Below are 24,224 nucleotides of genomic sequence, written 5' to 3'. Positions count from 1 at the left end.
TGATCCAGCACCAGGCTGGCTGCTTCGAGTTTGAAATCTGTACTGAATGATCTTCTGGTCATGTAAACAACACCGTATGGCTGGGCGAAGCTTAGCGCCCTATCGGGGTGTCCAGAATCATTGAGCCACAACACACCGGCTTCCGCCGCACGCCTGTAGGAGGCCGCTTGCGGGCGATTCGTGCCGGCACGCATGCGCGCAAGGACACAGGGGCTGAATGACGAGAAGCTCGCCAAGCAGGCAGCAAAGGCTGAGCCGAAATACCCGTGGCCGACATCGTTCGTAAGGCGCGCCCTGGGGGCGGTTTGGCTCAGCGGCGGAATCCATCGCCCGCAAGCGGGCTCCTACAAAAAAGTTACCGTTGCCCACGTGCCCTGGCGCCGCATCGCCGCATGCCGCATCGGCATCCGTCGCACCGCGGCACGCCGCTCGCCTCACGCCTCACGCCTCACGCCTGTAGGAGCCCGCTTGCGGGCGATCCGTGCTACCGCAGCGATGCCGGGTCCACCGGGCGCCAGGTACCTTGGCGGATCACTTGGCGAACAGCTGGCCGATGTCCTTGAACGCCTTGAACTCCAACGCGTTGCCGCACGGGTCGAGCAGGAACATCGTCGCCTGCTCCCCGACCTGGCCCTTGAAGCGCACGTAGGGTTCGATCACGAACCGCGTCTCGCGCGCCTGCAAGCGATCGGCCAATGTCTCCCAGGCCGCCCAGTCGAGTACCACACCGAAATGCGGCACCGGCACGTCGTGCCCATCGACCGGGTTACGGTGGGCGGCCTCCTGGTGCGGCATTTTCGGCGCTTCGTGAATCACGAGCTGGTGGCCGAAGAAATCGAAATCGACCCAGTGGTCGCTGCTGCGTCCCTCGGCGCAGCCGAAGACATCGCCATAGAAATGCCGGGCAGCGGCGAGGTCATGTACGGGAATGGCAAGGTGAAACGGCGATAGAGCCATGCGCGGCTTTTCCTGGCGTGGATGATTCACCGATTCTCAGCAACAAGCCTTTCGATGAAAAGCGCATATCCTTGCAGCCGAGCCTCAAGGATTTCGATCAATGCGCGAACTCAAGACCTTCGTCGCCGTCGCTCGGCATGGCACCTTCGCCGCGGCCGGACAGCATGTCGGCCTGACGCAATCGGCGGTCAGTGCACAGATGCGCGCCCTGGAGCGCCAGCTGGGCGTAGCCCTGTTCGAGCGCAGCGGGCGGTCGGCCGTCCTCAACGCCGCGGGCCGGCATGCGCTGCCGCTGGCCGAGCAGATCCTCGCGCTGTTCTCGCAGATGGCGCGACCCGATGACACTGCCCATTGGCGGGGCGAGCTGCGCATCGGCGCGATCGCCACGGTCCAGACGGGCCTGCTGCCTGACGCATTGCCGCGCTTCCGGCAGCAGGCGCCGCACATCGAGCTCAAGCTGGTGCCGGGCGTGTCGCTGGATCTGCTCAGCCAGCTCGATGCCGGCGAGCTGGACCTGGCGCTCCTGATCAAGCCACCGTTTCCGCTACCCAAGGAACTGCTCGAAGTGCCGCTGGCACGCGAACCCTTCGTGCTGGTGTTGCCGGACCACCTGGCCGGCGACGATCCGATCGCCCTGCTCGCGAGCCAGCCGCTGGTGCGCTACGACAGGCGCTCGTTCGGTGGTCGGCTGGTGGAGCGCTTCCTGCGCCAACAGCGCCTGCAGGTGCGCGAAACGCTGGAGCTGGACGAGCTGGAGGCCATCGTGCGGATGGTCGAGGCCGGCATGGGCGTAGCGCTGATTCCCCGCGCCGGCCTCTGGCTTCAACGCCAACCCCGCGTGCGCATTCTCGAACTCGGGGCGCTGACCTTCTACCGCGAACGAGTCGCCGTGCTGCGTCGCGCCCAACGCCAGCCGGCCCTGGACTGCCTGCTCGAGTGCCTGAGCGAGGTGAGCGACGTCCGGCACCGGTAAGCCAGGGCGCTACTTCCCCGAGAAGGACGGCCCACCCTACAAGGGGCTGCGCCAAACACGTTACCGGCATGCCATGCCGAGCCCTTGTAGGAGCCGGCTTGCCGGCGATCGGCGCCAACGCCAGGGCCATCGCTCGTCTCCGATCCAGGTGCAGGCAAAGCGGCCTCTGGTTCGGCCTCAAGAACGAAAAAAGCCCGCAATGCGGGCTTTTTCAGCGAAGCGACAATCAGAACGCCGGTACCACTGCGCCCTTGTATTTCTCGTCGATGAACTGCTTGACCTCGTCGCTCTGCAGCGCTTTGGCCAGCTTCTGCATGGCGGTGCTGTCCTTGTTGTCCGGGCGGGCCACCAGGATGTTGACGTACGGCGAGTCGTTGCCTTCGATGATCAGCGCATCCTTGGTCGGGTTCAGCCCGGCCTCGAGCGCGTAGTTGGTGTTGATCAGCGCCAGGTCGACCTGGGTCAGTACGCGCGGCAGGGTGGCGGCTTCAAGCTCGCGGATCTGCAGCTTATTCGGGTTTTCGGCGATGTCCTTGACGGTGGCGGTGATGCCCGCGCCGTCCTTCAGCGTGATCAGACCGGCCTTGTCCAGCAGCAGCAGCGCGCGGCCGCCGTTGGTGGCGTCGTTGGGGATGACCACATTGGCGCCTTCGGGCAGCGCATCGAGGGACGTGTGCTTGTCGGAATAGGCGCCAAACGGCTCGATGTGCACGCCGGCGACGCTCACCAGCTCGGTGCCGCGGCCCTTGTTGAACTCATCGAGGTACGGCTGATGCTGGAAGAAGTTGGCATCCAGGCGCTCTTCGGCGACCTGGATGTTGGGCTGCACGTAGTCGGTGAAGACCTTCACGTCCAGCTCGACGCCCTGCTCGGCCAGGGCCGGCTTGATGTGTTCGAGAATCTCGGCGTGCGGCACGGCGGTGGCCGCGACGGTGAGTTCCTCGGCGGCCTGGGCCGAGATAGCCGCGACGGCGGCGAGGGCAGCGATCAGTTTCTTCATGTGAGCTCCTTTCGTTCTGTAGCGCGATGACAGCGCTTAGGCAGTTATTTGCGGGAAAAATGCACCACCAGCTTGTCGCCGACCGATTGCAGCACCTGCACCAGTACCAGCAGCAGGATCACTGTCACGACCATCACGTCGGTCTGGAAGCGCTGGTAGCCATAGCGGATCGCCAGGTCGCCGAGCCCGCCGGCGCCGACCACGCCGGCCATCGCGGTGTAGGACACCAGGGTGATGGCCGTGACCGTCACCGCGGCGATGATGCCGGGGCGCGCTTCGGGCAGCAGCGCGCTGAAGACGATCTGCCGGGTGCTGGCGCCCATCGCCTGGGTCGCCTCGATGATGCCGCGGTCCACCTCGCGCAGCGCGGTTTCCACCAGCCGCGCGAAGAAGGGCGTGGCCCCGACCACCAGCGGCGGAATCGCCCCCGCGACGCCCAGCGAGGTACCGGTGATGGTCACGGTGATGGGGATCATCACGATCAAGAGGATGATGAAGGGCAACGAGCGGAGCACGTTCACCACGAACGACAACAGCGCATACAGCGGGCGGTTCTCGAACAGCTGGCGCGGGCCGGCGAGGAACAGCAGCACGCCCAGCGGCAGGCCCAGCAGGATGGTGAACAGCAGCGAGCCGCCGAGCATCAGCAGGGTGTCGAGGGTGGCGAGCCAGATGTCGTACCAGTCGACGTTGCCCAGCAGGGATTCATACAGGGCTTCCATCAGCGCAACACCTCCACGTGCACGTCGGCGGCATCGAATTCGGCCAGCGCGGCGGCGAGGTCACCACCCACCAGCGCCAGCGTTAGCTGGCCGTAGGGCACGTCCTTGATGCGGTCGATGCGGCCCGCCAGGATGCTGTAATCCACGCCGGTCCGGCGCGCCACCGTACCCAGCAGCGGGGTGTAGGTCGCTTCGCCCTGGAAGGTCAGCCGCAGGATGCGGCCCGGCACATGGGCGAAGTCATCGTGCTGCTCGTTCTCGTCGAGCGCTTCGTCTTCCTGGACGAAGCGCTGGGTGGTCGGGTGCTGCGGATGCAGGAACACCTCGGCGACCGTGCCCTGCTCGACGAGCCGGCCGCCGTCCATCACCGCCACGCGATCGCAGACGCGGCGGATCACGTCCATCTCATGGGTGATGAGCACCACGGTGAGCTTCAGCTCGCGGTTGATCTCGGCGAGCAGCTGCAGCACCTGGGCGGTGGTCTGCGGGTCGAGCGCACTGGTCGCCTCGTCGCACAGCAGGATGTCCGGCTCGGTCGCCAGGGCACGGGCGATACCGACGCGCTGCTTCTGGCCGCCGGACAATTGCGCCGGGTATTTGCGTGCCTGTTCGGCCAGCCCGACGCGCTCGAGCAGCGCGGCGACGCGGCGGTCGATGTCCTCGCGCGAGCGGCCGCCGGCCAGGCGCAGCGGCATGGCGACGTTGTCGGCGACGGTCTTGGACGACAGCAGGTTGAAGTGCTGGAAGATCATGCCGACGCGCTGGCGGAAGCGCCGCAGGCCGTCGGCCTCCAGCGCGGTGACGTCCTCGCCATTGATGACGATGCGACCGCCGGAGGGCTCCTCGAGCCGGTTGATCAGCCGCAGCAGCGTGCTTTTGCCGGCGCCGGAATGGCCGATGAGGCCGAACACCTCGCCGTTCTCGATGGCGAGACGGGTCGGTTGCAGCGCGACGATATCGCGGTTGCCGACGCGGTACGTTTTGTGGACCTGGTCGAATTCGATCACGGGCGAGCCTTGTGGGTCGACGAAGCGGTGCCGGGCGATGGCCCGAGGGGGCGCATTCTACCGATTTGGCCGGCCGCCCGCAGGTATCGGAGGCCAACCGCGCCGAACGCGCGGTCAGGCCGGCCGGCGCGGAAGGATGAAGCTCGCCAGGAACAGCCCCGCCGCCGACACCACGATCGACGGCCCGGCCGGGGTGTCCTCGTACCAGGACATCGCCAGGCCCAGGCAGACCGCCACCACGCCCAGCAGACTGGCGCCGACCGCCATGCCCTCGGGCGTACGCGCATGGCGCTGCGCGGCGGCCGCCGGGATGATCAGCAGCGACGTGATCAGCAGCACGCCGACAATCTTCATCGCCACGGCGATCACCACCGCGATCAGCAGCATCAGGGCCAGGCGGATCGCCGTGACCGGCAAGCCTTCGACCCGCGCCAGCTCCTCATGCACGGTGACCGCCAGCAGCGGCCGCCACAACAGCATCAGCAGCACCAGCACCAGGGCGCTGCCGCCGACGATCCACAGCAGGTCGTGGCTGCCGACCGCCAGCAGGTCGCCGAACAGGTAACCCATCAGGTCGATGCGCACGTCGCGCATGAAACTCAGCGTCACCAGCCCGAGCGACAGCGTGCTGTGCGCCAGAATGCCGAGCAGGGTGTCCGACGCCAGCGGCTGGCGTTGCTGCAAGGTCACCAGCAGCACCGCCAGCAGGACGCAGGCGACCGTCACCGCCAGCGTCGGGCTGACGTCGAGCATCAGGCCCAGGGCGACGCCGAACAGCGCCGCGTGGGACAGCGTATCGCCGAAATAGGCCATGCGCCGCCAGACGACCAGCGAGCCCAGCGGCCCGGCGACCAGCGCCAACGAAAGGCCTGCGATCAGGGCGTTGACGAGAAAATCAGCCATGCCTGTGCCCGCACTTGTCGTCATGCACATGCGGGCGCAGCACGGCGCCATGCAGGTCGTGCGCATGATCGTGATGGTGGTGGTAGATCGCCAGGCTGCGGGCATCCTGGCCGAACAGCTCGCGGAACGCCGGGTCGTTGCTGACCTGCTCCGGGTGGCCCGAGCAGCAGACGTGGCGGTTCAGGCAGACCACCTGGTCGGTGGCGCTCATGACCAGGTGCAGGTCATGGGAGACCATCACCACACCGCAGCCATGCCGGTCGCGCAGCCGGCCGATCATCCGGTAGAGCTCGGCCTGGCCGGTCACATCGACGCCCTGCACCGGTTCGTCAAGCACCAGCAGCTCGGGCTCGCGCAGCAGCGCCCGCGCCAGCAGGACACGTTGCAGCTCGCCGCCGGAGATCGATTGCAGCGGGCTGTCGATCACCTGTTCGGCGCCGACCTCGGTCAGCGCGGCCAGCGCGCGCGACCGATCGACGCCCGGCACCAGGCGCAGGAAGCGCAGCACCGTCAGCGGCAGCGTGGCGTCGACATGCAGCTTCTGCGGCATGTAGCCGATGCGCAGCCTGGGCTTGCGCCACACGCTGCCACGGTCGGGCTTGAGCAGGCCGAGCACGGTGCGCACCAGGGTCGTCTTGCCGGCGCCGTTGGGGCCGATCAGCGTGACGATCTCGCCGGCGCGGACGTCCAGCCGGGCGCCCTCGAGCACCGGCTGACGGGCGAAGCGGACATGGATGTCCTCCAGACGAACCAGCGCCTCGCTCATGCCGCCCTCCGACAGGGCGCACAGAGGCCGACCACCTCGACCGTCTCGCCCTCCACGGCGAACCCGACCTGTGCGGCAGCCTCGCCGATGGCGTTGCGGATGGCAGGCTCCTGCATTTCGATCGCCGTGTGGCAATCGCGGCAGATGAGGAACTGCCCCTGGTGCGGGTGCTCCGGGTGGTTGCAGCCGATGAAGGCGTTGAGCGACGCGATGCGATGCACCAGCCCGTTTTCGAGCAGGAAGTCGAGCGCGCGGTAGACGGTTGGCGGCGCGGCGCGGCGGCCATCCTGCTCGCTGAGGATCGCCAGGATGTCGTAGGCGCCCAGCGGCTTGTGGCTCTGCCACACCAGTTCGAGCACCCGTCGGCGCAGCGCGGTCAGCCGCACGCCCTGTCGCGCGCAGAGCTGATCGGCCTCGGCCAGGGCATGACTGACGCAGTGAGCATGATCGTGAGGGGTGCAGGCCAGCGGAGTATCGGACATGACGGCGGACGCGTTTGGCGAGAGACGTTATTATGTTACCCATTCTGACCTGCCGAGTATGCCCCTGTGCCGCGTCTTCGTCCGCTCCTTGCCTCGCTCATTGCCTCTCTGGGCCTGTCCGCCCTCCCCGCCCACGCCGAGGTCGAGCTGCTGACCAGCATCAAGCCGCTGCAACTGATCGCCGGGGCCGTGCAGGCCGGTATCGACGAACCGGGCCTGCTGCTGCCGGCCGGCGCCTCGCCGCACCATTACAGCCTGCGCCCGTCCGACGTTCGGCAGTTGCGTCAGGCCGACCTGTTCTACTGGATCGGCCCGGACCTGGAGAGCTTCCTGGCCAAGCCGCTGGACGGTCGTGACGGCCCGGCGCTGGCGGTACAGACGCTGCCCGGGCTGACCCTGCGCCACTTCGGCGAACACGAGCACGGCCATGCGGGTGAGTCATCGGAGGAACACGAGGCGCACGAGCACGAGGACCATGCGCATGACGACCATGAAGCCCACGGCGAGCACGACCACGCCCACCGACCCGGCAGCCTCGACGCCCACCTCTGGCTCGATCCGCACAACGCCCGGGTGATCGCCCGGCGCATGGCGACCGACCTGGCCGCGGTCGATCCGGCGAATGCGCAGCGCTACCAGGCCAACCTGAAGGCGTTCGAGCAGCGGCTCGACGCGCTCGACACGCAATTGAAGCAGTCGCTCGCCGCGGTCGAAGCCGTGCCGTTCTTCGTCTTCCACGAAACCTACGACTACTTCGAAGCCGCCTACGGCCTCGAGCACACTGGCGTGTTCGCCCTCGGCGAGGTGCAGCCCGGCGCACGGCAGGTGGCCGACATGCGTGAGCGACTGCGCGAGGCCGGCCCGAGCTGCGTGTTCAGCGAGCCTCCGGTTCGTCCGCGCCTGACCGAAACGCTGACCGAAGGCCTGCCAGCGCGGCTGGCCGAGCTGGATGCGATGGGGCTGGACCTAGCCGCTGATGCGAACGGCTATCCGCGGCTTCTGGAGCGCCTGGCCGCCGGGCTGACCCAGTGCCTTACCGCCGTCGCCGAGCAGGCCGATCAGCCGAAGAACCAGTAGCAGACCAGGATCGCCGCGATCACGCCGGCCAGGTCCGCCAGCAGCGCGCAGCCGACCGCATGGCGCGCGCGCTGGATACCCACCGCACCGAAGTAGACCGCCAGCACGTAGAAGGTCGTTTCGGTGCTGCCCTGCACCGTGGCGGCGACCAGCGCCGGAAAGCTGTCGACGCCCTGGCTCTGCATGGTTTCGATGAGCATCGCGCGCGCCGCGCTGCCCGAGAACGGCTTGACCAGCGCAGTCGGCAACGCGTCCACGAAACGGGTATCCCAGCCGAGCGCCTCGACCAGCCAGCGAATGCCCTCCAGGCCGAAGTCGAGTGCACCCGACGCGCGCAAGGCGCCGACCGCCACCAGCATCGCGACCAGATAGGGCAACAGGCTGCGGGCCACGTCGAAGCCTTCTTTCGCGCCTTCGACGAAGGCTTCGTAGACCGGCACGCGCCGCAACGCACCGATCGCCACGAACGACACGATCAGCCCGAACAGGGTCAGGTTGCCGAGCAGCGACGACAACTGCGCCAGAGCGGTCGCCGAGAGCCCGGCCAGCAGCGCCATGAAGCCACCGAGCAGCAGCGCGCCGGGCACCAGATACGCGAGCACCACCGGGTCCCAGAGCCGCAGCCGCTGGACGATCGCCACGCTCAGCAGGCCCGCCAGCGTCGAGGCGCTGGTGGCCAGCAGAATCGGCAGAAAGACCAGCGTTGGGTTGTCCGCGCCCTGCTGCACGCGGTACATGAAGATCGACACCGGCAACAGGGTCAGCGACGACGCATTGAGCACCAGGAACAGGATCTGCGCATTGCTCGCCGTGTCCGGCAGGGGGTTGAGTTCCTGCAGCGCGCGCATCGCTTTGAGGCCGATCGGCGTCGCGGCGTTGTCCAGGCCGAGGCCGTTGGCGGCGAAGTTGAGTGTGATCAGGCCCAGCGCCGGGTGTCCGCGCGGCACCTCCGGCATCAGCCGGTAGAACAACGGACCCAGCAGGCGGGCCAGCCATTCGACCAGCCCGGCCTTCTCGGCGATGCGCAGGAAGCCGAGCCAGAGCGTGAGCGTGCCGAACAGCAGGATCATCACCTCGACCGACAGCTTGGCCATCGCGAACAGGCTCTCGACCAGCGCGGCGAAGACATCGGGATCGGCGCCGAACAGCCAGCGCGCCAGTGCCGCCACGGCGGCCACGATGAAAAAGCCGAGCCAGAGGCCGTTGAGCATGTCGTTCTCCCGGTGAGCGAAGCCCCGGATGATAGCGGCCCGGACCGGCCATGGTCATTGACCGCGCGCTGGTTCACGCAGCCACGCATTCACGGAAGGCTGCGTCACGGTGCGGTTCGGTTGATAAGGAGAAAGACGGAAGGATTTGAAAATCGCGGACCGGAGCGCGAGATGATCGCTGCTCCAGCCGCGATTTCACCGGACCTGGCCCTCAGACGGGAGTACTCCCTGTACTCCTAGATCGGATCGCGTCGATCGCAACCCGTTCCGGCCCCCTGGTCCACCCCGGCGACGGGGCGGAAATGGGTACGGCTTATGGCCGCATCCCTACTTGCTGGCGCGCGCCGGGCGGCACGTGCCGGGAAGACTGGCGAATCCCTGCCGCTGCGACCGCTCACTCCGGAGCGGCCGTTGCAGTGGCTGCGTCAGACCCGCGGTCCGCGTCCGCGACCGAAGATCAGCGAGGCGACGAACAGGACCAGGAACACGACGAACAGTATCTTGGCGATGCCGGTTGCCGCGCCCGCGATACCACCGAAGCCCAGGACCGCAGCGATGATGGCGATGATCAGGAAGGTAATGGCCCAACTCAACATGGTGTATCTCCTACTCGGTTAGGATCGGTCGTCGGATGGGTGGCCGACACTGGCCCCCCTCCGAGAAATTGCACCTGCATCCATGCCTTCTAGAGAATGCTGTGTCACCGGTCGCTGCATGCGCGAGTCCCACAGGGCCTGACCTGCGTAAGCAAGGTTGGCCGCCAGACTCACCAGCAGGCAGCACACCACGACAAGCATCGACAAACTGGCTAACCACATAGCGTTATTCCCCGCTCAGAACACCCAGCGCTTTCCGCCGACCTGGGTGTAGTTCCCTCTCTGCGAGTCCTGGTACGACGCCTGTCGTGCGAACTCGATCGGTTGAGCGTCGTAGAGGCGAATTCGTTCCGCGACATCGCGTTGCGCCTTGCTCAGCGGCTGGGACATCGGACGATCGGCGCCGAACATCAGCGTGACGGCAGCGACGGTCAACAGCCCCTTGCACGCAAGAGAAAAGCTGGCTTGGCGGATCATCCTCAACTCCTTCTGTACCAAATCGGTCGTTCTTGAGTAGAGAGATTGCAGCCAGCGTGCCAATCACAACGTCAAAATAAACTCTTGAATATCAATAAGTTATGGATAACCATCGCCCCGTCTTCAGCTTAAAGTGCACGATGCCCCATCCGGCGGTCGTGCATTCTGCAAGGCGCGCCTCGGCAGCCTCAGGTACGGCCGACCTGTACGTGCCGAATGCGCTCGTGGCAGGCGCGCAGCCTGGGCAGCTCGATCGCCAGCAAGGCGCGCAGGTCGGGCTCGGCGCCTTCGAGCGCATCCTCGAAGGCGCGGACGATGTGCGCCTCCATGTCCTGAAGCTCCGTAATGTAGGTCGCCTCCTTGTGGCCAAGCCGAGCCTTGGCATCGGCGTACTTCTCGCGCAGGCGACCCTGGAGCGTGCCGTGCTGCGACGGCTGCTCGTGGTTGGCCGCCACCTTGACGCTCAGCGCCTGGATGACGTGCGTCTTGGCTTGCGCCATGTCGCGGAACAGGTGCTGGAGCTCCACGTCGGCCACTTCCTCCATGGCGTGCTGGTAGAAGCGCTGGCCGTCACGGGTGATTTCGATCAGCTCGTTGAGGTGGTTCATGCTCTGGTTCATGGCTCCTCCGGTGCGATTGCCGAGCGGGGCGAACGCCCGCCGTTCAGACTTTGACCGCAATTGCGCCGCGAATAGCCGCGGCGATGCCCATCGCATCGGCTGCTGCGACAAACGCCGCGCCAGTCCGCCCGGCCATGAGGCCCAACTCCGCCGAATTCGCCCGAACCGTGCAACTTGCACGGCAATGCGTACACTAAGCAGGGCGCGCCAACCCCAACGGCGCATCGAAGCAGGCCGCGAGGCCGCGCCGCCGGCGCTTCCTGCCGGCAGGACCGTCCATTCACGGGAGCTTTCATGGAACCTACGCCGGAACTCAGCGGCCGCATCCTTCTGGTGGATGACGAAGCCGCTATTCTCCGAACCTTCCGCTATTGCCTCGAAGACCGCGGCTACACGGTGGTGACCGCCGCCAGCGCCGCGCAGGCCGAAGCCATCCTGCAGCGACAGGTGTTCGACCTGTGCTTCCTCGACCTGCGCCTGGGCGAAGACAGCGGCCTCGACGTGCTGGCACATATGCGGGTAGTGGCGCCCTGGATGCGCGTGGTGATCGTGACCGCGCACTCGGCCATCGACACGGCGGTCGACGCGATGCAGGCCGGCGCAGCGGACTACCTCGTCAAGCCGTGCAGCCCCGAACAACTGCGACTGGCCGCGGCCAAGCAGCTCGAGGTCCGCCAGATGGCGGCACGCCTGGAGGCGCTCGAAGGCGAGGTGCAGAAGCGCAGCGACGCGCTCGGCTCCAACAGCCCGGTCATGATGGGCATCCTGGAAACCGCACGGCAGGTCGCCGACACCGATGCCAACATCCTCATCCTCGGCGAGTCGGGCACCGGCAAGGGCGAGCTCGCCCACGCCATCCACAACTGGAGCCGCCGCGCGAAGAAGGCGTGCGTGACCATCAACTGCCCGTCGCTGTCGGCCGATCTGATGGAAAGCGAGCTGTTCGGCCACAACCGCGGCGCCTTCACCGGCGCCACCGAGAGCACGCTTGGCCGGGTCAACCAGGCCGACGGGGGCACCTTGTTCCTCGACGAAATCGGCGACTTCCCGCTGGCGCTGCAGCCCAAGCTGCTGCGCTTCATCCAGGACAAGGAATACGAACGTGTCGGCGATCCGGTGACCCGCCGCGCCGACGTGCGCATCCTCGCGGCCACCAACCTCAACCTCGAGGACATGGTTCGCGAAGGCCGCTTCCGCGAAGATCTGCTGTACCGGCTGAACGTCATCACCCTGAAGCTGCCGCCGCTGCGTGAACGCCCCGAAGACATCGTCACCCTGGCCGAGCGCTTCCTCGCCCACTTCGTCAAGAACTACGGGCGTCCGGCCCGCGGCCTCAGTGACGAAGCGCTGGCGGCCCTGCGCGCCTACCGCTGGCCGGGCAACGTGCGCGAACTGCGCAACGTCATCGAGCGCGCCAGCATCATCTGTCCCCAGGCGCTGATCGAACTCAGCCACCTGGGACTCGGCGGCCAGGCGGCCAGCAATGCGCCGCGCATCGGCGAGCCGCTGAGCCTAGAAGAACTCGAAAAAGCCCACATCGCCGGCGTGCTGGCCACCAGCGACACGCTGGAACAGGCCGCCCGCACCCTGGGCATCGACGCCTCCACCCTCTACCGCAAACGCAAGCAGTACGGCCTATGAGACTGCAGATGAAGCTCAGGACGCGCCTGTTCCTGGGATTCTCCGCGCTGATGACGGTCGCCCTCCTCGGCCTGCTGCTGGCGCTGGTCAGCGTGGTGCAGATGGCGCGCAGTCAGGAGCACCTGATCCGCGACAGCTTCTCGGTCATCGAGATCAACCAGAAGCTGCGCCAGGCACTGGGCAACCAGATGGTCATCCTGCTGCGCCAGGAACGTGATCGCGGCGCGCTCGACGAGAGCCGCCAGGCCTTCGAGCAGACCCTCGCCCGCGGCATCGCTCAGGCGCCGGACGAGCGCGACCGCGCGGCCTACCGGGAAATCGGCCAGGCCTATGCCGACTTCATCGGGCAGATCGAGACGCCCCAGGGCCTGCGCTGGACCCTGACCGAAGAGAGCGAGCTGAGCCGGTCCTTCAACCAGGTGCGCCTGCTGATGGTGGACATGCAGCAGGGTGCCTACGACCAGATCCGCAATACCGAGATCGAAGGGCGCGAGCGCGCCGTGCTGCTGGCCGGCCTGCTCGGCCTGACGGGCATCGCGGTGCTGCTGATCGGCTTCGTCACCGCCCACGGTTTTGCCCGGCGCTTCGGCGAGCCCATCGAGAAACTGTGCGCCGCGGCCGACCAGATCGGACGTGGCGATTTCAACATCGTCCTGCCCTCTTCGCCGATCGCCGAGTTGTCGATCCTGATCCGCCGCTTCGGGCTCATGGCCCAGGCGGTGCACCAGTTCAAGCAGACCAACGTCGAGGCGCTGGTCAACGGCCAGCAACGGCTCCAGGCGCTGCTCGACAGCATCGACGACGGCTTGCTGATCATCGACCGCGACGGTCGGCTCGAGCACGCCAACCCGGTCGCCCAACGTCAACTCGCCTGGGAAGCCGGGCATATCGGCGCGCCGCTGGGCAAGGCGCTGGGCCATCCGGAGCTCGACGCGGCGGCCGAGCAGGTCCTCAACGACAACGCCCTCGCCGCGCCGCCGCAGGACCTGGAAATCGAAGCCGACGGCGAGCGACGGCTGCTGGCCTGGCGCATGAGCCCGGTCAGCCACCACGACGGTCGGATCAGCGGTGCGGTGATGGTGCTGCACGACGTCACCGACCAGCGCACCTTCGAGCGCGTTCGCAACGAGTTCGTCCTGCGCGCCTCGCACGAACTGCGCACCCCCGTGACCGGCATGCAGATGGCCTTCAGCCTGCTGCGCGAGCGCATCCACTTCGCCCAGAACAGCCGCGAAGCCGATCTGCTGAGTACCGTTCACGAAGAGATGCAGCGCCTGGTCCGGCTGATCAACGACCTGCTCGACTTCTCGCGCTACCAGAGCGGCCAGCAGAAGCTCGAGCTGATGCCCTGCGACATTCCCGAACTGCTCGAAGCGGCACGCCAGCGCTTCCTGCCGCAGGCGCTGGATCATCGCATCGAGCTGGGTCTGGAGCTGCAACCGCCCCTACCGAACCTGCTGCTCGACCGCCCGCAGATCGAGCGCGTGCTCGACAACCTGTTGAGCAACGCCTTGCGGCACACGCCCGATGGCGGCGAGATTCGCCTGCTGGCGCGCCGGCACGGCGAGCGGGTGATCCTCAGCGTCGAAGACAATGGCGAGGGCATCCCCTACAGCCAGCAGGCACGGATTTTCGAGCCCTTCGTGCAGATTGGACGCCGTCGCGGCGGCGCCGGACTGGGCCTGGCCTTATGCAAGGAAATCGCCCAGCTGCATGGTGGTCGCATCGGCGTGCATTCACGTATCGGGCATGGAACGATCTTCTACATCGCGCTGCCGATCTGAGCCGCGCCGAACCGGAAGAAGGAGCCCCCGATGCCGAGCCTGGAGCCGAGCCGCGAGCAACTCGAACGCTACGCGCAGGCGATGCCTGCCGACCAACCCGTGCTGATGCTGAACCTGCTGCGCTTCAACGAGCAGGCCCGCTATCCGGCCGACAGCGGCCAAGGCCCCTGCACTGGCCGGGAGGCCTACGCCCGCTACAGTCGCGTTGCAGGCAGGAAGGTGCAGGGCGTCGGGGGTTCGGTCGAGCTGTTCGCCGACGCGCACGTGGCGCTCATCGCGCCCGCCGGGGAGCAGTGGGACGAAGTGCTGCTGGTCCGCTATCCCTCGCGAGAGGCCTTTCTCGGCATGCTCGCCGATCCCGAGTACCGCGCGGCCACCCTGCACCGCCGCGCCGCACTGGCGGATTCGCGCCTGATCGGCACCACCCGCCGTTGAATACCTTCGCTTAAGCCACCTGTCCGCCGACCCAGGGCCGGCGGACGGCAGGCTGCCGGTCAGGCGCTGCTCGGGTCGGTGACCTGAATCCGGCTCGGAGCGGATGGGTCGGCGGCGGCCCGGGTATTCGCCGGCGCCTCGTCCTCGACGACCGGCACCTCGTTGCCGTCGGCGTCGTACAGCTTGCCATCGACCAGGTGATCGCCGTCATTGAGGGCCGCGATGTCGCGGTAGCACACCGTTCGCTCCGTGCCGGCGACGAACACCGACTGCTGATCGGAGTTACCCGCGGTGAAGTGGTTGAACGCCAGGTTCAGCAGGATGGCCATGACCGCGGCCGAGCTGATGCCGGAGTGGAAGATGGTGGCGAACCAGTCCGGGAAGTCATGGTAGAAAGTGGGCGCGGCGATCGGAATCATGCCGAAGCCGATCGAGGTGGCGACGATCACGAGGTTCATGTTGTTGCGGTAATCGACCTTGGCCAGGGTGCGGATGCCGCTGGCGGCGACCGTGCCGAACAGCACAATGCCCGCGCCGCCGAGCACCGCCGTCGGAACCGCGGCGATGATGCGGCCCATGATCGGCAGCAGCCCCAGCATCACCAGGATCAGCCCGCCCGTGGCCACCACATAGCGGCTCTTGATGCCGGTGACCGCGACCAGTCCGACGTTCTGTGCGAAGGCGCTCTGCGTGAACGAGCCGAAGAGCGGTGCCAGCGCGCTGGACACCATGTCGGCGCGCAGGCCGTTGCCCAGCCGCTTCGAATCGACCTTGGTACCGATGATGTCGCCGACCGCCAGGATGTCGGCGGAGGTCTCGACCAGGGTCACCAGAATCACGATCAGCATCGAGATGATCGCCGCGACCTGGAATGTCGGCATGCCGAAGTGCAGCGGCGTGGGCAGGGCGACCACCGGCCCTTCGGTGACCTGCGAGAAGTCGGCCATGCCGAAGGCCATCGCCATCAGCGTGCCGATGACGATCGCCAGCAGGATCGACAGCCGCGAGATCGCCGCGCTACCGACCTTGCTCAACAGCAACACCGTTACCAGCGTGAGGGCCGCCAGGCCGATGTTGCCCATGCTGCCGAAGTCGGGCGCCTGGCTGTTGCCACCCATCGCCCAGCGCGCGGCCACCGGCATCAGGGTCAGCCCGATAGTGGTGATGACGATGCCCGTCACCAGCGGCGGAAAGAATCGAATGACCTTGGAGAACACCGGCGTGATCAGCAGGCCGATCACCGAGGCGCCGATGATCGCGCCGAGCACCGTCTGCATCCCGCCCTCGCCATCGGTGCTGACGATCGCAACGATGGTGGCCACGCTGGCGAAGGAAACGCCCTGTACCAGCGGCAGCTGGCAGCCGAAGAAAGGCAAGCCGAGGGTTTGCAGCAGGGTCGCCAGGCCGCCCACGAACAGCGAAGCGGCGATCAGCAGGCCGATGTCGGCCGGGGACAGACCGGCGGCCTGGCCGACGATCAGCGGCACGGCAATGATGCCGCCGTACATGGTCAGGACGTGCTGGAAGCCATAGGCGATGTTGGCACCGATGCCAAGGTTCTCGTCTTCCGGCCGCGGTTGGGCGTGGGGTGTCGTCATGGGGCTGCTCACTCTTGTTTTTGTAGTCACTGTGGACAAGCGCGCGATTAATTGCACACGACTTTGTACACAATCGAGTGTAGGCCGGCAGATCGGCGATTGCTAGCACCCTGAGGCGCCAGCGAGACAGACGGATCCGGTTGTTCGATCAGAAAGGGGAAGGGATTGGCCGAGGATGCGAGGCGACTCAATCCATGTCGTCGAGGACGGTGAGGAGCGCGGCGGTCTCGGCATCCGGCTCGCCGTCGAAGCGACTCGGGCGGTATTTCATCTGGAAGGCCGCGAGCACGTTGCGGGTGGCCTCGTCGAGCAGGCCCGTGCGCGGCACCGCGTAGCCCTGCCGCGCCAGCCGCTCCTGGAACCAGCTCACCGGCGGCAGCGCATCGGCGAAGACCTGCTGGTGGAGGGCCACCGCGCGCGCGTCCGGCCAGTGCATCAGCCCCGCCTCGGCCAGGCGCTTCCAGGGAAACAGCGGCCCCGGATCGACCTTGCGCTGCGGCGCGATATCGCTGTGCCCGATGATGGCGCCCGGCTTCAGGCCGTGCCGCGCCATGATGTCCTTGAGCAGCGCCACAAGCGCCTCGATCTGCGCATCGGTGTAGGCGTACCAGCGCCGCCCTTCGGGTCCGTCGATATACCCCGGGTTCACCAGCTCGATGCCGATCGAACTCGCATTGAGCCAGGTGCGGCCCTGCCACTCGCTTTCGCCGGCATGCCAGGCCCGGCGGTCCTCGTCGACCAGCTGATAGACCGTGGCCGGCGCATCGCCGATGAGGTAGTGGGTGCTGACGTCGGTCCCCGTAAGCAGGGCCAGCGAGCGCTCGGTGTCGGCCGAGGTGTAGTGCAGGACGATGTACTGCACGCGGCTGTCGTGCCCGGCCGAGGGATGGCTGCGATCGATGCGCAGGCCGCTGCTGCAACCGACCAGCAGGAGCAGCGCGAAGGCGAGAAGGGGCTTCATGAAGGTTCTCCGAGCGACGGCTTGAACGGTCGGCAACTGCCTGGGCGGCAGCGACGCGATTATACCGAGGCCGCGCGGCGCGCCGATGACAGCGACGTCATTGCTCGACCGTCTGTCGATTCAGCCGCCGCTTTCGATCCGGTTGCGACCCGCACCCTTGGCGCGGTACAGCGCCTTGTCGGCACGTCCGAACACCTGATCCGGCACGTCGCCGTCGCGAAACACCGTGACGCCGGCCGAAAAGGTTACCTGAACCCGCTGGCCCTTGAAGTGAAACGGGCAGTTCTCGATGCCCTTGCGCAAGGTTTCGAGCAGCTGCATGGCACCCGCCAGCTCGGTGTCGGTCAGCAGCATGACGAACTCTTCACCACCGAAGCGCGCGAGGAAGTCCGTCTTGCGGACCCGCTTGCGAAGTTCGTTGGCGACGATCTTCAGTACCCGGTCGCCAGCCAGGTGGCCGAAGCCGTCGTTGATCCGCTTGAAATGGTCGATATCGATCACCGCCAGCGCCAGCTGATGGCCGTAGCGCTGCCAGCGCGCCACTTCCAGCATGAGGCGCTCGTCCCAGGCGGCCCGATTCGGCAGGCCGGTGAGCGTATCGGCCAGGGCTTTCTGCCGCTGCTCTTCGAGGTGGTCACGCAGATCGCTCGCGGCCTGCTCCATCACCATTACCCGCTCGGACAAGGCGCCGAGCCGCTCGCCCAACGCCTGTTCGGTGTCACTGCGCTGCTGGCGGTACGCATCGACGGTACGCAGCAGCCCTTCGAGCCGTCCCTCCACCGTGCGCTTGAGGGCTTGCAGGTCGGATGCCTCCATGACGCTGGTCTGCAGGCCATCGACCTGTTCGCGCAGCTCCGCGTCCAGCGCTTCGGCGGCGGCCTGGTTCTGCGCGTGCCCCTCGCGTGCCACCGCGAGGTGATCCTGCATGGCGCAAAGCCGCTCATTGAGCTGCTGCAGGTAGCGCTCGAACTCACGCTGGCCGAGATCGGCCACGGCCAGCATCAGCATGGCCAGGTCGTCCAGCACCGGTACCAGTTCGTACCAGTTGAGGCCATGTGCGATTCGCTGACGCAACGCCTCGGCGCGCGGCCGGTGATGCTCGGGTAGCGGCAGGTCTTCGAGAAGGCTGCGCAGCGTCGCCTCGACGCGCTCGGCAATGGCGCTGTAGCCGGGCTCCGGCGAGGCCGGCAGGGCGAAGGGATCGGCGGCTTCAGGCTCGGTGGGCACGTCCACCGGCTCGGTTTGGGCTTCGCCTGACGGCGCCGCCGCGGGTGCGGCCGGCGCCTCGGGCGACGCTTCGGACAGGGTCGGCGGCGGTACCACCGAAGCCTCGCTGTCGGGTGTCGGCACTGGGTTTTCCGATGGTGCCGGCGCGAGCGGCACCACCGTCTGGTCGCCCGGCGAATCATCGGCATGAGACGGGTACGCCAGCTCGATCGGACGCTCCGGCAGCGCACTCGCATCCGCCAGGGCTGCGGCTTCTGCCGGGCCCTGCCGCCCGAACAGCCGCTCCAGCAAGCCGCCACGGCCGGGCGTGCCCGCCTGCTCGGCAAGCGCCTTGTGCTGCAGGTCGGCCAGTTCCACCAGCAACGCAGGCACCTCCCGCGCCTGGGCGACGCGCTCGTCGAGCGAGCGGGCAAAGCGCTTCAATCCCTTGCGGACGTCGGCGGGCACCGGCTGCGCTTGCAGTTGCTCGACCAGCCGCCCCAGCGCGGCCGCCAGTTGGACGGCGCGGTCCTGCCGGTTTCGTTCGGAGTCGAGCACGGCGCGCTCGAGCCGCGGAATCAGGCGCTCGAGCCCCTGATCGAGGTCACCGTCACGCAGCAGCTCGCGCATCTCGTTCATGCACTGATCGACCGCACGGTCCGCGCCTTCGACCGCCAGGCTGCTGCGCACCAGGCCCCGGCGCAGCAGGTCCACGCGCGCTTGCCAGCGGGTCTCGAGGCGCTCGTGTTCCTCCAGCGAGGCGAGGTATTTGTCCTTCCAGCGACCGTTATCGTCTGTCATGGGGAGTCATCGCTAGGAGGCGGGCACCATCGGAACGGGCAGCGCCGGGTGGGTCAGGCAATCGGGCAGGCGAATCTCGACCGCGACGGGCAGGTGGTCGGAAATCGGCTGCGGCAACACGCGCACACGCTCCAGCGTCAGGCTGGGGCTGATGAGGATGTGATCCAGGCAACGCTGTGGCTGCCAGCTCGGAAAGGTCGCTTCGATCTGCGGGGCCAACAGGCCCAGATCACGCAGCGGCGAGTGCTCGAGCAGGTCCACGGCATGGGTATTCATGTCGCCCATCAACACGCAGTGGCGGTAGCCCTCGACGAGCTCGCGGATATAGGCCAACTGGCGCGTGCGAACCCGCGTGCCCAGCGCCAGATGCATCATCACCACGATCAGCGCATCGTCGCCTTCGCCGAAGCGCATGACGATTGCCCCGCGGCCGGACGGGCCGGGCAAGGGGTGGTCTTCGAGCGACTGCGGCTCGAGACGACTGAGCAATCCGTTGCTGTGCTGGGCCAGCCGACCCAGGTTGCGGTTGAGCTGCTGATACCAGTACGGGAAGGCGCCAAGCTGGGCGAGGTGTTCGACCTGGTTGACGTAGCCGGAACGCAGGCTGCCGCCATCCGCTTCCTGTAGCGCGACCAGATCGTATTCGCCCAGCAGCGCCCCGATGCGCTGCAGGTTCGCGGCACGCCCGGCATGCGGCAGCACATGCTGCCAGCTGCGGGTCAGGTAGTGATGGTAGCGACCGGTATTGATACCGACCTGGATGTTGAAGCTGAGCAGACGCAGGCGCCCATCGGCAGGCAGCCCGCTGTCGTCGAGGCAGTTGGCGTTGACACGGGCACGTCCCGGAATGGCCGTGCGCGGCGAACTCCAGCGGCGCAGCATGGGAGATTACTCCGCCGCGCGCTCTTTCTCGATCAGGTAGTCGGCCACCTGGAGCGCACGCTCCGGGCCGCCGGCCGAGCCCAGGTCGAAGCGGTACTTGCCATTGACGACAAGCACCGGAACGCCGGTGATCTGGTAGGCCATGCCCTGCTTCTTGGCCTTCTCCACACGGCTTTTCACGCCGAAGGAGTTGTAGGTTTTGAGGAATTCGGCTTCGTCCACGCCCTGGGTGGCGAGGAATTCGGCCATCTGTTCAGGCGTTGCCAGTCGCTTGCGCTGCTGGTGAATGGCATCGAACACGGCGTCATGCACCTTCGCCTCGACACCCATGGCTTCCAGGGTGAGGAACAGCTGGCCGTGCACATTCCACTGGCCACCGAACATCGCCGGAATGCGCTTGAAATCCACGTCGTCAGGCAATTCGGCGACCCAGGCGTTGAGGGCGGGCTCGAACTGATAGCAGTGCGGGCAGCCGTACCAGAACAACTCGACTACTTCGATCTTCTCGGGATCGGCAGTCGGCACCGGGTTGGACAGCTCGACGTATTCCTTGCCCGCCTGGAATTCCTGGGCGTTGGCCGACACGGCAAGCAGGCTGGACGCCACGAGAAAGGCGCTGAGAACGAGTTGACGCATGGAAGTCTGACTCCTGGTCTTTGTGGACGGTACTGGCGTGGCAGCGGCCGTCCTTCATGGGCGGCGAACGCTCACCGGCGAACCGAAACCGCTCCATTGTAAGCAGCGAAAATGAAAAAGGGCGACCGGACAGCGCGTCCGATCGCCCTTTGGTGACCGCTACCCGCTGTCAGTGCAGGCCCTGAATGTAGCTCGACAGCGCTTGAATGTCCTTGTTGCTGAGCTTCGAAGCGATGGTCCGCATGACCATGGTGTCGCCATCGTTGGTGCGCACACCCTCGCGGAAGTCGGTCAGCTGCTTGGCCACGTACGCCGCATGCTGACCGCCAAGACGCGGAAAGCCGGCCGGCTCGTTGCCCACGCCATCGGGCGCATGGCAACCGGTGCAAGCCGGCATGCCAAGCTCGACCTTGCCACCCCGGAAGAGCGCTTCGCCCTGATCGACCAGCGCGGGATCGGCTTGACCGATGCTCATCTCCTGGCTGGCGAAATAGGCCGCCAGGTCGGCGAGGTCCTGATCGCTGTAAGGCGAAAGAATACCCGTCATCTCGGGCACCTTGCGACCGACATCAGCCGGCGCGCCGGGGGCACTGCCGACCTTGATGTCATGGAGTTGCTTGAGCAGATACCGCTCGCCCTGGCCAGCCAGCTTCGGGAAGTTCGGGGCCACACTGTTGCCGTCGGGGCCATGGCAGGCGCCACAGACCGCGGCCTTGGCCTGGCCTGCTGCCGGGTCGCCTGCGGCATGTGCCATACCGGTGATGCCAAGGGTCAACAGCAGACTCACGAGTACTTTGTTCATCAGCTCATCCAACTACGGCTAGGGGTGTTAAAGGAATGCATCGGCTAGCGAGCTGCCTGGCGGCTCGATGCCTGCTTATTGTGCAGAATGACTGCATGCCAGCGACTACGTCACCTGCGCTCGAGGCCTTGTGCGGCAAGGCTTCCAGGCGAACAAAGCGCACACAAAATCTGCGGCATTATATACTGCCGACCCTAAAACGGAAACGAACCGTTGCCGCACCCCCGCGCACCTACCGGAAGGTCCATGTCTACCAAGAACCCCATCGTCGGCCTCTGCCAGCAAGCCACTTTCACCATCAGCGCGGCCAAAGTGGACCAATGCCCTGCCGACGAGGGCCGCGAGGTGGCCTTCGCAGGTCGCTCCAATGCCGGCAAGTCGAGCGCCATCAACACGCTCACCCACGCGAACCTCGCCCGCACCTCGAAAACACCGGGGCGTACCCAGCTGTTGAACTTCTTCCGCCTGGATGACGAGCGTCGACTCGTCGATCTGCCGGGCTATGGATACGCCAAGGTGCCTATCCCGCTGAAGCAGCACTGGCAGCGCCACCTGGAAGCCTACCTGGGAAGCCGCGAGAGCCTTGTCGGGGTCTTCCTGATGATGGACATCCGCCACCCGCTCACCGACTTCGATCGCATGATGCTGGACTGGTCGATTGCCGCCGACATGCCCCTGCATATCCTGCTGACCAAGGCGGACAAACTCGCCTATGGCGCGGCCAAGAACGCCCTGTTGCAGATTCGCCGCACGTTGCAAACCGAATGGGGCGACGGCGTGAGCATCCAGCTTTTTTCCGCGCCCAAGCGGCAAGGCATCGAGGAAGCCCATACCGTTCTGGCTCGCTGGCTGGATCTGGCGATGGACGAGGCCGTCGATCCGTCGGTCTGAACTTGCCGCACGAGCCCTTCTCTGAAGAGAACTCTCACACAGAGGAGTTCGAATCATGAAGAAATCGGCATCCGCCATCTGGCAAGGGTCGCTGAAGGAAGGCAAAGGCACCATCAGCACGCAAAGCGGCGCGCTCGATGGCAATCCCTACGGCTTCAACACGCGCTTCGAAGGCGCGCCCGGGACCAATCCCGAGGAGCTCATCGGCGCGGCGCATGCGGGTTGTTTCTCGATGGCCCTCTCGATGATGCTGGGCCAGGCGGGTCTGACGCCTGAACGCATCGAAACGAAGGCCGAGGTGACGCTGGACAAGCAGGGCGAGGGCTTCGCCATCACGGCGATCGATCTCCAGCTCAAGGCACGTGTGCCCGGCGCGGACGAAGCGCAGTTCCAGACGATCGCCAACCAGGCAAAAGAGGGTTGCCCGGTGTCCAAGGTGCTGAACGCGACCATCACGCTTTCGGCCACGCTCGAGCGCTGATAACGCGCGGAATGAAGCGCCCGGAGGCTCCGGGCGCTTTCTTCGGTCAGCCGACGCGAATGTTGTAGATGTCCTTCTCGTTCAGCTCGGCGTACTCGTAGAGACGCTTGAGATAGGCGCTCTGCTGCTCCCACACCTTCGCCGCGACCGGGTCGGCGGCGGCCGACGCATCGACCACTTCCGACGCGACTTCACGCAGGCGAGTCAGCACTTCGTCCGGCAGGCGCCGCACCTCGACGCCCTGCTTGCGCAGCTCTTCCATCGCCTCCATGTTCTTGGCGTTGTAATCGTCGAGCATGTCGCCATTGACGTAGCGGGCAGCGCCGCGAACGATCGCCTTCAGGTCGTCCGGCAGGCTTTCCCACGCCTTGAGGTTCACATCCAGCTCGAACGTGACGTTCGGCTCCTGCCAGCCTGGGGTGTAGTAGTACTTGGCGGCCTTGTGCAGACCAAGGGCCAGGTCGTTATACGGCCCGATCCATTCGGTGGCGTCGATGGCGCCGGTCTGCAACGCGGTGAAGATTTCGCCGGCCGGCATGTTCACCACGGTGCCACCCATCTTGGTCAGCACTTCCCCGCCCAGGCCCGGGGTCCGCATCTTCAGGCCCTGGAAGTCTTCGACCGAGTTGATCTCCTTGTTGAACCAACCGGCGGTCTGCACGCCCGTCGCGCCGCAGGCCATCGGCAATACGCCGAAGGGCTTGTAGACCTCTTCCCACAGCTGCATGCCGCCGCCGTAGTGCAGCCAGGCATTCATCTCCTGCGCGTTGGGGCCGAAGGGCAGCGCACAGAAGAACTGCGCCGCCGGCACCTTGCCCTTCCAGTAGTACGGCGCACCGTGCCCCATCTCGGCGGTACCGCGCGAGACGGCATCGAAGACTTCCAGCGCGGGAACCAGTTCGCCGGCGGCATAGACCTTGACGGTCAGCCGGCCACCACTCATTTCGTTGACCAGCTGGGCGAAGCGCTCGGCACCGACGCCGACGCCTGGGAAGTTCTTCGGCCAGGAGGTGACCATCTTCCAGTTATAGGTTTGCTGCTCGGCCGCCGCCTGCTTTTCGCCGGAGGCTTCGTTATTTTCCTTGCAGCCCGCCAGTGCAGTAGCCGCCAGACCGACCCCGGCCGCTGCCAGAATGTCACGACGCTTCATGGGATGACTCCTTGTTTGTTGTTGTTTGTTATTCGGTGACACAGCGTACTGTGCACTTCCATTTCATAAGAAACGAAACGGCACTCTAATTCGAAGCGCAACGCCTTGGTCAAGTCTACGAAAGGCGGGTAAGCCTGCTACTGTACGGCAGCGCCGGAGACCGAC

At 66.3% G+C, this 24,224-nt stretch carries 25 protein-coding genes; 7 read left to right on the top strand and 18 right to left on the bottom strand.

The window, feature by feature from the left end:
- Positions 1 to 531: 531 nt before the first annotated feature.
- Positions 532 to 957, bottom strand: coding sequence for a VOC family protein (locus tag D7325_RS18570; protein ID WP_120997944.1), 426 nt, complete (start codon positions 955 to 957; stop codon positions 532 to 534).
- Between the two features lie 100 nt (positions 958 to 1,057).
- Here D7325_RS18570 and D7325_RS18565 point away from each other — a divergent pair, with 100 nt between their 5' ends.
- Positions 1,058 to 1,930: a LysR family transcriptional regulator gene (locus tag D7325_RS18565; protein WP_120997943.1), complete on the top strand. Its 873-nt coding sequence runs from the start codon at positions 1,058 to 1,060 to the stop codon at positions 1,928 to 1,930.
- Between the two features lie 226 nt (positions 1,931 to 2,156).
- On the opposite strand, the gene D7325_RS18560 is transcribed toward D7325_RS18565, so the two are convergent.
- From D7325_RS18560 to zur, 6 genes are all read right to left on the bottom strand, one after another.
- The gene (locus D7325_RS18560) at positions 2,157 to 2,930 is read right to left on the bottom strand and encodes a MetQ/NlpA family ABC transporter substrate-binding protein (RefSeq protein ID WP_120997942.1); all 774 of its coding nucleotides are present in this window, start codon (positions 2,928 to 2,930) and stop codon (positions 2,157 to 2,159) included.
- A 44-nt stretch (positions 2,931 to 2,974) separates the two neighbouring features.
- On the bottom strand, positions 2,975 to 3,652 hold the full coding sequence (locus D7325_RS18555) for a methionine ABC transporter permease (protein WP_120997941.1): 678 nt from the start codon (positions 3,650 to 3,652) through the stop codon (positions 2,975 to 2,977).
- Positions 3,652 to 4,659, bottom strand: coding sequence for a methionine ABC transporter ATP-binding protein (locus tag D7325_RS18550; protein ID WP_120997940.1), 1,008 nt, complete (start codon positions 4,657 to 4,659; stop codon positions 3,652 to 3,654). Before D7325_RS18550 ends, D7325_RS18555 begins: the two co-directional genes overlap by 1 nt.
- Before the next feature lie 114 nt (positions 4,660 to 4,773).
- A complete protein-coding gene (gene znuB / locus D7325_RS18545; RefSeq protein ID WP_120997939.1) occupies positions 4,774 to 5,562 on the bottom strand; it encodes a zinc ABC transporter permease subunit ZnuB in 789 nt (262 codons plus the stop codon).
- Positions 5,555 to 6,328 carry a zinc ABC transporter ATP-binding protein ZnuC gene (gene znuC / locus D7325_RS18540; RefSeq protein WP_120997938.1) on the bottom strand — a complete coding sequence of 258 codons (774 nt, stop codon included), beginning with the start codon at positions 6,326 to 6,328 and terminating at the stop codon, positions 5,555 to 5,557. Before znuC ends, znuB begins: the two co-directional genes overlap by 8 nt.
- A complete protein-coding gene (gene zur, locus D7325_RS18535) occupies positions 6,325 to 6,810 on the bottom strand; it encodes a zinc uptake transcriptional repressor Zur (RefSeq protein WP_120997937.1) in 486 nt (161 codons plus the stop codon). The genes znuC and zur overlap by 4 nt, the downstream gene beginning before the upstream one ends.
- A 66-nt stretch (positions 6,811 to 6,876) precedes the next feature.
- Here zur and D7325_RS18530 point away from each other — a divergent pair, with 66 nt between their 5' ends.
- Entirely contained in the window at positions 6,877 to 7,887 is a 1,011-nt protein-coding gene (locus D7325_RS18530; RefSeq protein WP_120997936.1) for a zinc ABC transporter substrate-binding protein, read from the top strand.
- Here the strand turns inward: D7325_RS18530 and D7325_RS18525 are convergent.
- The 4 genes from D7325_RS18525 to D7325_RS18510 form a co-directional block, all read right to left on the bottom strand.
- Complete coding sequence (locus tag D7325_RS18525; RefSeq protein WP_120997935.1) at positions 7,869 to 9,098, bottom strand: nucleoside recognition domain-containing protein; 1,230 nt, start codon at positions 9,096 to 9,098, stop codon at positions 7,869 to 7,871. The two genes, D7325_RS18530 and D7325_RS18525, sit on opposite strands and share 19 nt — an antisense overlap.
- Before the next feature lie 425 nt (positions 9,099 to 9,523).
- On the bottom strand, positions 9,524 to 9,694 hold the full coding sequence (locus D7325_RS18520) for a DUF1328 domain-containing protein (RefSeq protein ID WP_120997934.1): 171 nt from the start codon (positions 9,692 to 9,694) through the stop codon (positions 9,524 to 9,526).
- Between the two features lie 237 nt (positions 9,695 to 9,931).
- Entirely contained in the window at positions 9,932 to 10,171 is a 240-nt protein-coding gene (locus tag D7325_RS18515; protein ID WP_120997933.1) for a hypothetical protein, read from the bottom strand.
- A gap of 188 nt (positions 10,172 to 10,359) precedes the next feature.
- Positions 10,360 to 10,791 carry a PA2169 family four-helix-bundle protein gene (locus D7325_RS18510; protein WP_120997932.1) on the bottom strand — a complete coding sequence of 144 codons (432 nt, stop codon included), beginning with the start codon at positions 10,789 to 10,791 and terminating at the stop codon, positions 10,360 to 10,362.
- A gap of 294 nt (positions 10,792 to 11,085) precedes the next feature.
- Between D7325_RS18510 and algB the strand changes: the two genes are divergently transcribed.
- The 3 genes from algB to D7325_RS18495 are packed head-to-tail and all read left to right on the top strand — an operon-like array spanning position 11,086 to position 14,651.
- A complete protein-coding gene (gene algB, locus D7325_RS18505) occupies positions 11,086 to 12,432 on the top strand; it encodes a sigma-54-dependent response regulator transcription factor AlgB (RefSeq protein ID WP_120997931.1) in 1,347 nt (448 codons plus the stop codon).
- Positions 12,429 to 14,216, top strand: a complete 1,788-nt coding sequence (locus tag D7325_RS18500) for a KinB sensor domain-containing domain (protein WP_120997930.1) — start codon at positions 12,429 to 12,431, stop codon at positions 14,214 to 14,216. Before algB ends, D7325_RS18500 begins: the two co-directional genes overlap by 4 nt.
- Positions 14,217 to 14,246: 30 nt before the next feature.
- Entirely contained in the window at positions 14,247 to 14,651 is a 405-nt protein-coding gene (locus D7325_RS18495; protein WP_120997929.1) for a DUF1330 domain-containing protein, read from the top strand.
- A 59-nt stretch (positions 14,652 to 14,710) separates the two neighbouring features.
- Here D7325_RS18495 and D7325_RS18490 read toward each other — a convergent pair whose 3' ends face one another.
- The 6 genes from D7325_RS18490 to D7325_RS18465 form a co-directional block, all read right to left on the bottom strand.
- Positions 14,711 to 16,249, bottom strand: a complete 1,539-nt coding sequence (locus D7325_RS18490) for a nucleobase:cation symporter-2 family protein (RefSeq protein ID WP_120997928.1) — start codon at positions 16,247 to 16,249, stop codon at positions 14,711 to 14,713.
- A 187-nt stretch (positions 16,250 to 16,436) separates the two neighbouring features.
- Entirely contained in the window at positions 16,437 to 17,210 is a 774-nt protein-coding gene (locus D7325_RS18485; RefSeq protein ID WP_120997927.1) for an N-acetylmuramoyl-L-alanine amidase, read from the bottom strand.
- A 120-nt stretch (positions 17,211 to 17,330) separates the two neighbouring features.
- Positions 17,331 to 19,217 carry a GGDEF domain-containing protein gene (locus D7325_RS18480; RefSeq protein ID WP_120997926.1) on the bottom strand — a complete coding sequence of 629 codons (1,887 nt, stop codon included), beginning with the start codon at positions 19,215 to 19,217 and terminating at the stop codon, positions 17,331 to 17,333.
- Between the two features lie 12 nt (positions 19,218 to 19,229).
- Complete coding sequence (locus tag D7325_RS18475; protein WP_120997925.1) at positions 19,230 to 20,099, bottom strand: endonuclease/exonuclease/phosphatase family protein; 870 nt, start codon at positions 20,097 to 20,099, stop codon at positions 19,230 to 19,232.
- Positions 20,100 to 20,105: 6 nt separating this feature from the next.
- Positions 20,106 to 20,735 (bottom strand): thiol:disulfide interchange protein DsbA/DsbL, encoded by a 630-nt coding sequence (locus D7325_RS18470; protein WP_120997924.1) that lies wholly within the window; start codon positions 20,733 to 20,735, stop codon positions 20,106 to 20,108.
- Between the two features lie 169 nt (positions 20,736 to 20,904).
- Positions 20,905 to 21,537 carry a c-type cytochrome gene (locus D7325_RS18465; protein ID WP_120997923.1) on the bottom strand — a complete coding sequence of 211 codons (633 nt, stop codon included), beginning with the start codon at positions 21,535 to 21,537 and terminating at the stop codon, positions 20,905 to 20,907.
- 246 nt (positions 21,538 to 21,783) lie between these two features.
- Between D7325_RS18465 and yihA the strand changes: the two genes are divergently transcribed.
- Positions 21,784 to 22,428 carry a ribosome biogenesis GTP-binding protein YihA/YsxC gene (gene yihA, locus D7325_RS18460; protein WP_120997922.1) on the top strand — a complete coding sequence of 215 codons (645 nt, stop codon included), beginning with the start codon at positions 21,784 to 21,786 and terminating at the stop codon, positions 22,426 to 22,428.
- Positions 22,429 to 22,483: 55 nt separating this feature from the next.
- On the top strand, positions 22,484 to 22,909 hold the full coding sequence (locus tag D7325_RS18455; RefSeq protein WP_120997921.1) for an OsmC family protein: 426 nt from the start codon (positions 22,484 to 22,486) through the stop codon (positions 22,907 to 22,909).
- Between the two features lie 46 nt (positions 22,910 to 22,955).
- On the opposite strand, the gene D7325_RS18450 is transcribed toward D7325_RS18455, so the two are convergent.
- Complete coding sequence (locus D7325_RS18450; protein WP_120997920.1) at positions 22,956 to 24,059, bottom strand: TRAP transporter substrate-binding protein; 1,104 nt, start codon at positions 24,057 to 24,059, stop codon at positions 22,956 to 22,958.
- Positions 24,060 to 24,224 lie beyond the last annotated feature (165 nt).

Origin of the sequence: Stutzerimonas urumqiensis (genome assembly GCF_003640395.1) — a bacterium.
GTDB classification, from domain to species: domain Bacteria; phylum Pseudomonadota; class Gammaproteobacteria; order Pseudomonadales; family Pseudomonadaceae; genus Stutzerimonas; species Stutzerimonas urumqiensis.
The sequence above is the reverse complement of the archived record's forward strand: the minus strand, read 5'-3'. Positions and strand labels throughout refer to the sequence as shown.

Bases quoted from the DNA above. Each gene is read 5' to 3' on its own strand.
- D7325_RS18490 (WP_120997928.1), bottom strand. From the start codon at position 16,249: ATGACGACACCCCACGCCCAACCGCGGCCGGAAGACGAGAACCTTGGC.
- D7325_RS18450 (WP_120997920.1), bottom strand. From the start codon at position 24,059: ATGAAGCGTCGTGACATTCTGGCAGCGGCCGGGGTCGGTCTGGCGGCT.
- algB (WP_120997931.1), top strand. From the start codon at position 11,086: ATGGAACCTACGCCGGAACTCAGCGGCCGCATCCTTCTGGTGGATGAC.
- D7325_RS18570 (WP_120997944.1), bottom strand. From the start codon at position 957: ATGGCTCTATCGCCGTTTCACCTTGCCATTCCCGTACATGACCTCGCC.
- D7325_RS18480 (WP_120997926.1), bottom strand. From the start codon at position 19,217: ATGACAGACGATAACGGTCGCTGGAAGGACAAATACCTCGCCTCGCTG.
- D7325_RS18495 (WP_120997929.1), top strand. From the start codon at position 14,247: ATGCCGAGCCTGGAGCCGAGCCGCGAGCAACTCGAACGCTACGCGCAG.
- znuC (WP_120997938.1), bottom strand. From the start codon at position 6,328: ATGAGCGAGGCGCTGGTTCGTCTGGAGGACATCCATGTCCGCTTCGCC.
- D7325_RS18515 (WP_120997933.1), bottom strand. From the start codon at position 10,171: ATGATCCGCCAAGCCAGCTTTTCTCTTGCGTGCAAGGGGCTGTTGACC.
- zur (WP_120997937.1), bottom strand. From the start codon at position 6,810: ATGTCCGATACTCCGCTGGCCTGCACCCCTCACGATCATGCTCACTGC.
- D7325_RS18475 (WP_120997925.1), bottom strand. From the start codon at position 20,099: ATGCTGCGCCGCTGGAGTTCGCCGCGCACGGCCATTCCGGGACGTGCC.
- D7325_RS18560 (WP_120997942.1), bottom strand. From the start codon at position 2,930: ATGAAGAAACTGATCGCTGCCCTCGCCGCCGTCGCGGCTATCTCGGCC.
- D7325_RS18455 (WP_120997921.1), top strand. From the start codon at position 22,484: ATGAAGAAATCGGCATCCGCCATCTGGCAAGGGTCGCTGAAGGAAGGC.
- D7325_RS18510 (WP_120997932.1), bottom strand. From the start codon at position 10,791: ATGAACCAGAGCATGAACCACCTCAACGAGCTGATCGAAATCACCCGT.
- D7325_RS18525 (WP_120997935.1), bottom strand. From the start codon at position 9,098: ATGCTCAACGGCCTCTGGCTCGGCTTTTTCATCGTGGCCGCCGTGGCG.
- D7325_RS18555 (WP_120997941.1), bottom strand. From the start codon at position 3,652: ATGGAAGCCCTGTATGAATCCCTGCTGGGCAACGTCGACTGGTACGAC.
- D7325_RS18465 (WP_120997923.1), bottom strand. From the start codon at position 21,537: ATGAACAAAGTACTCGTGAGTCTGCTGTTGACCCTTGGCATCACCGGT.
- D7325_RS18565 (WP_120997943.1), top strand. From the start codon at position 1,058: ATGCGCGAACTCAAGACCTTCGTCGCCGTCGCTCGGCATGGCACCTTC.
- D7325_RS18520 (WP_120997934.1), bottom strand. From the start codon at position 9,694: ATGTTGAGTTGGGCCATTACCTTCCTGATCATCGCCATCATCGCTGCG.
- D7325_RS18485 (WP_120997927.1), bottom strand. From the start codon at position 17,210: ATGAAGCCCCTTCTCGCCTTCGCGCTGCTCCTGCTGGTCGGTTGCAGC.
- D7325_RS18500 (WP_120997930.1), top strand. From the start codon at position 12,429: ATGAGACTGCAGATGAAGCTCAGGACGCGCCTGTTCCTGGGATTCTCC.
- znuB (WP_120997939.1), bottom strand. From the start codon at position 5,562: ATGGCTGATTTTCTCGTCAACGCCCTGATCGCAGGCCTTTCGTTGGCG.
- D7325_RS18470 (WP_120997924.1), bottom strand. From the start codon at position 20,735: ATGCGTCAACTCGTTCTCAGCGCCTTTCTCGTGGCGTCCAGCCTGCTT.
- yihA (WP_120997922.1), top strand. From the start codon at position 21,784: ATGTCTACCAAGAACCCCATCGTCGGCCTCTGCCAGCAAGCCACTTTC.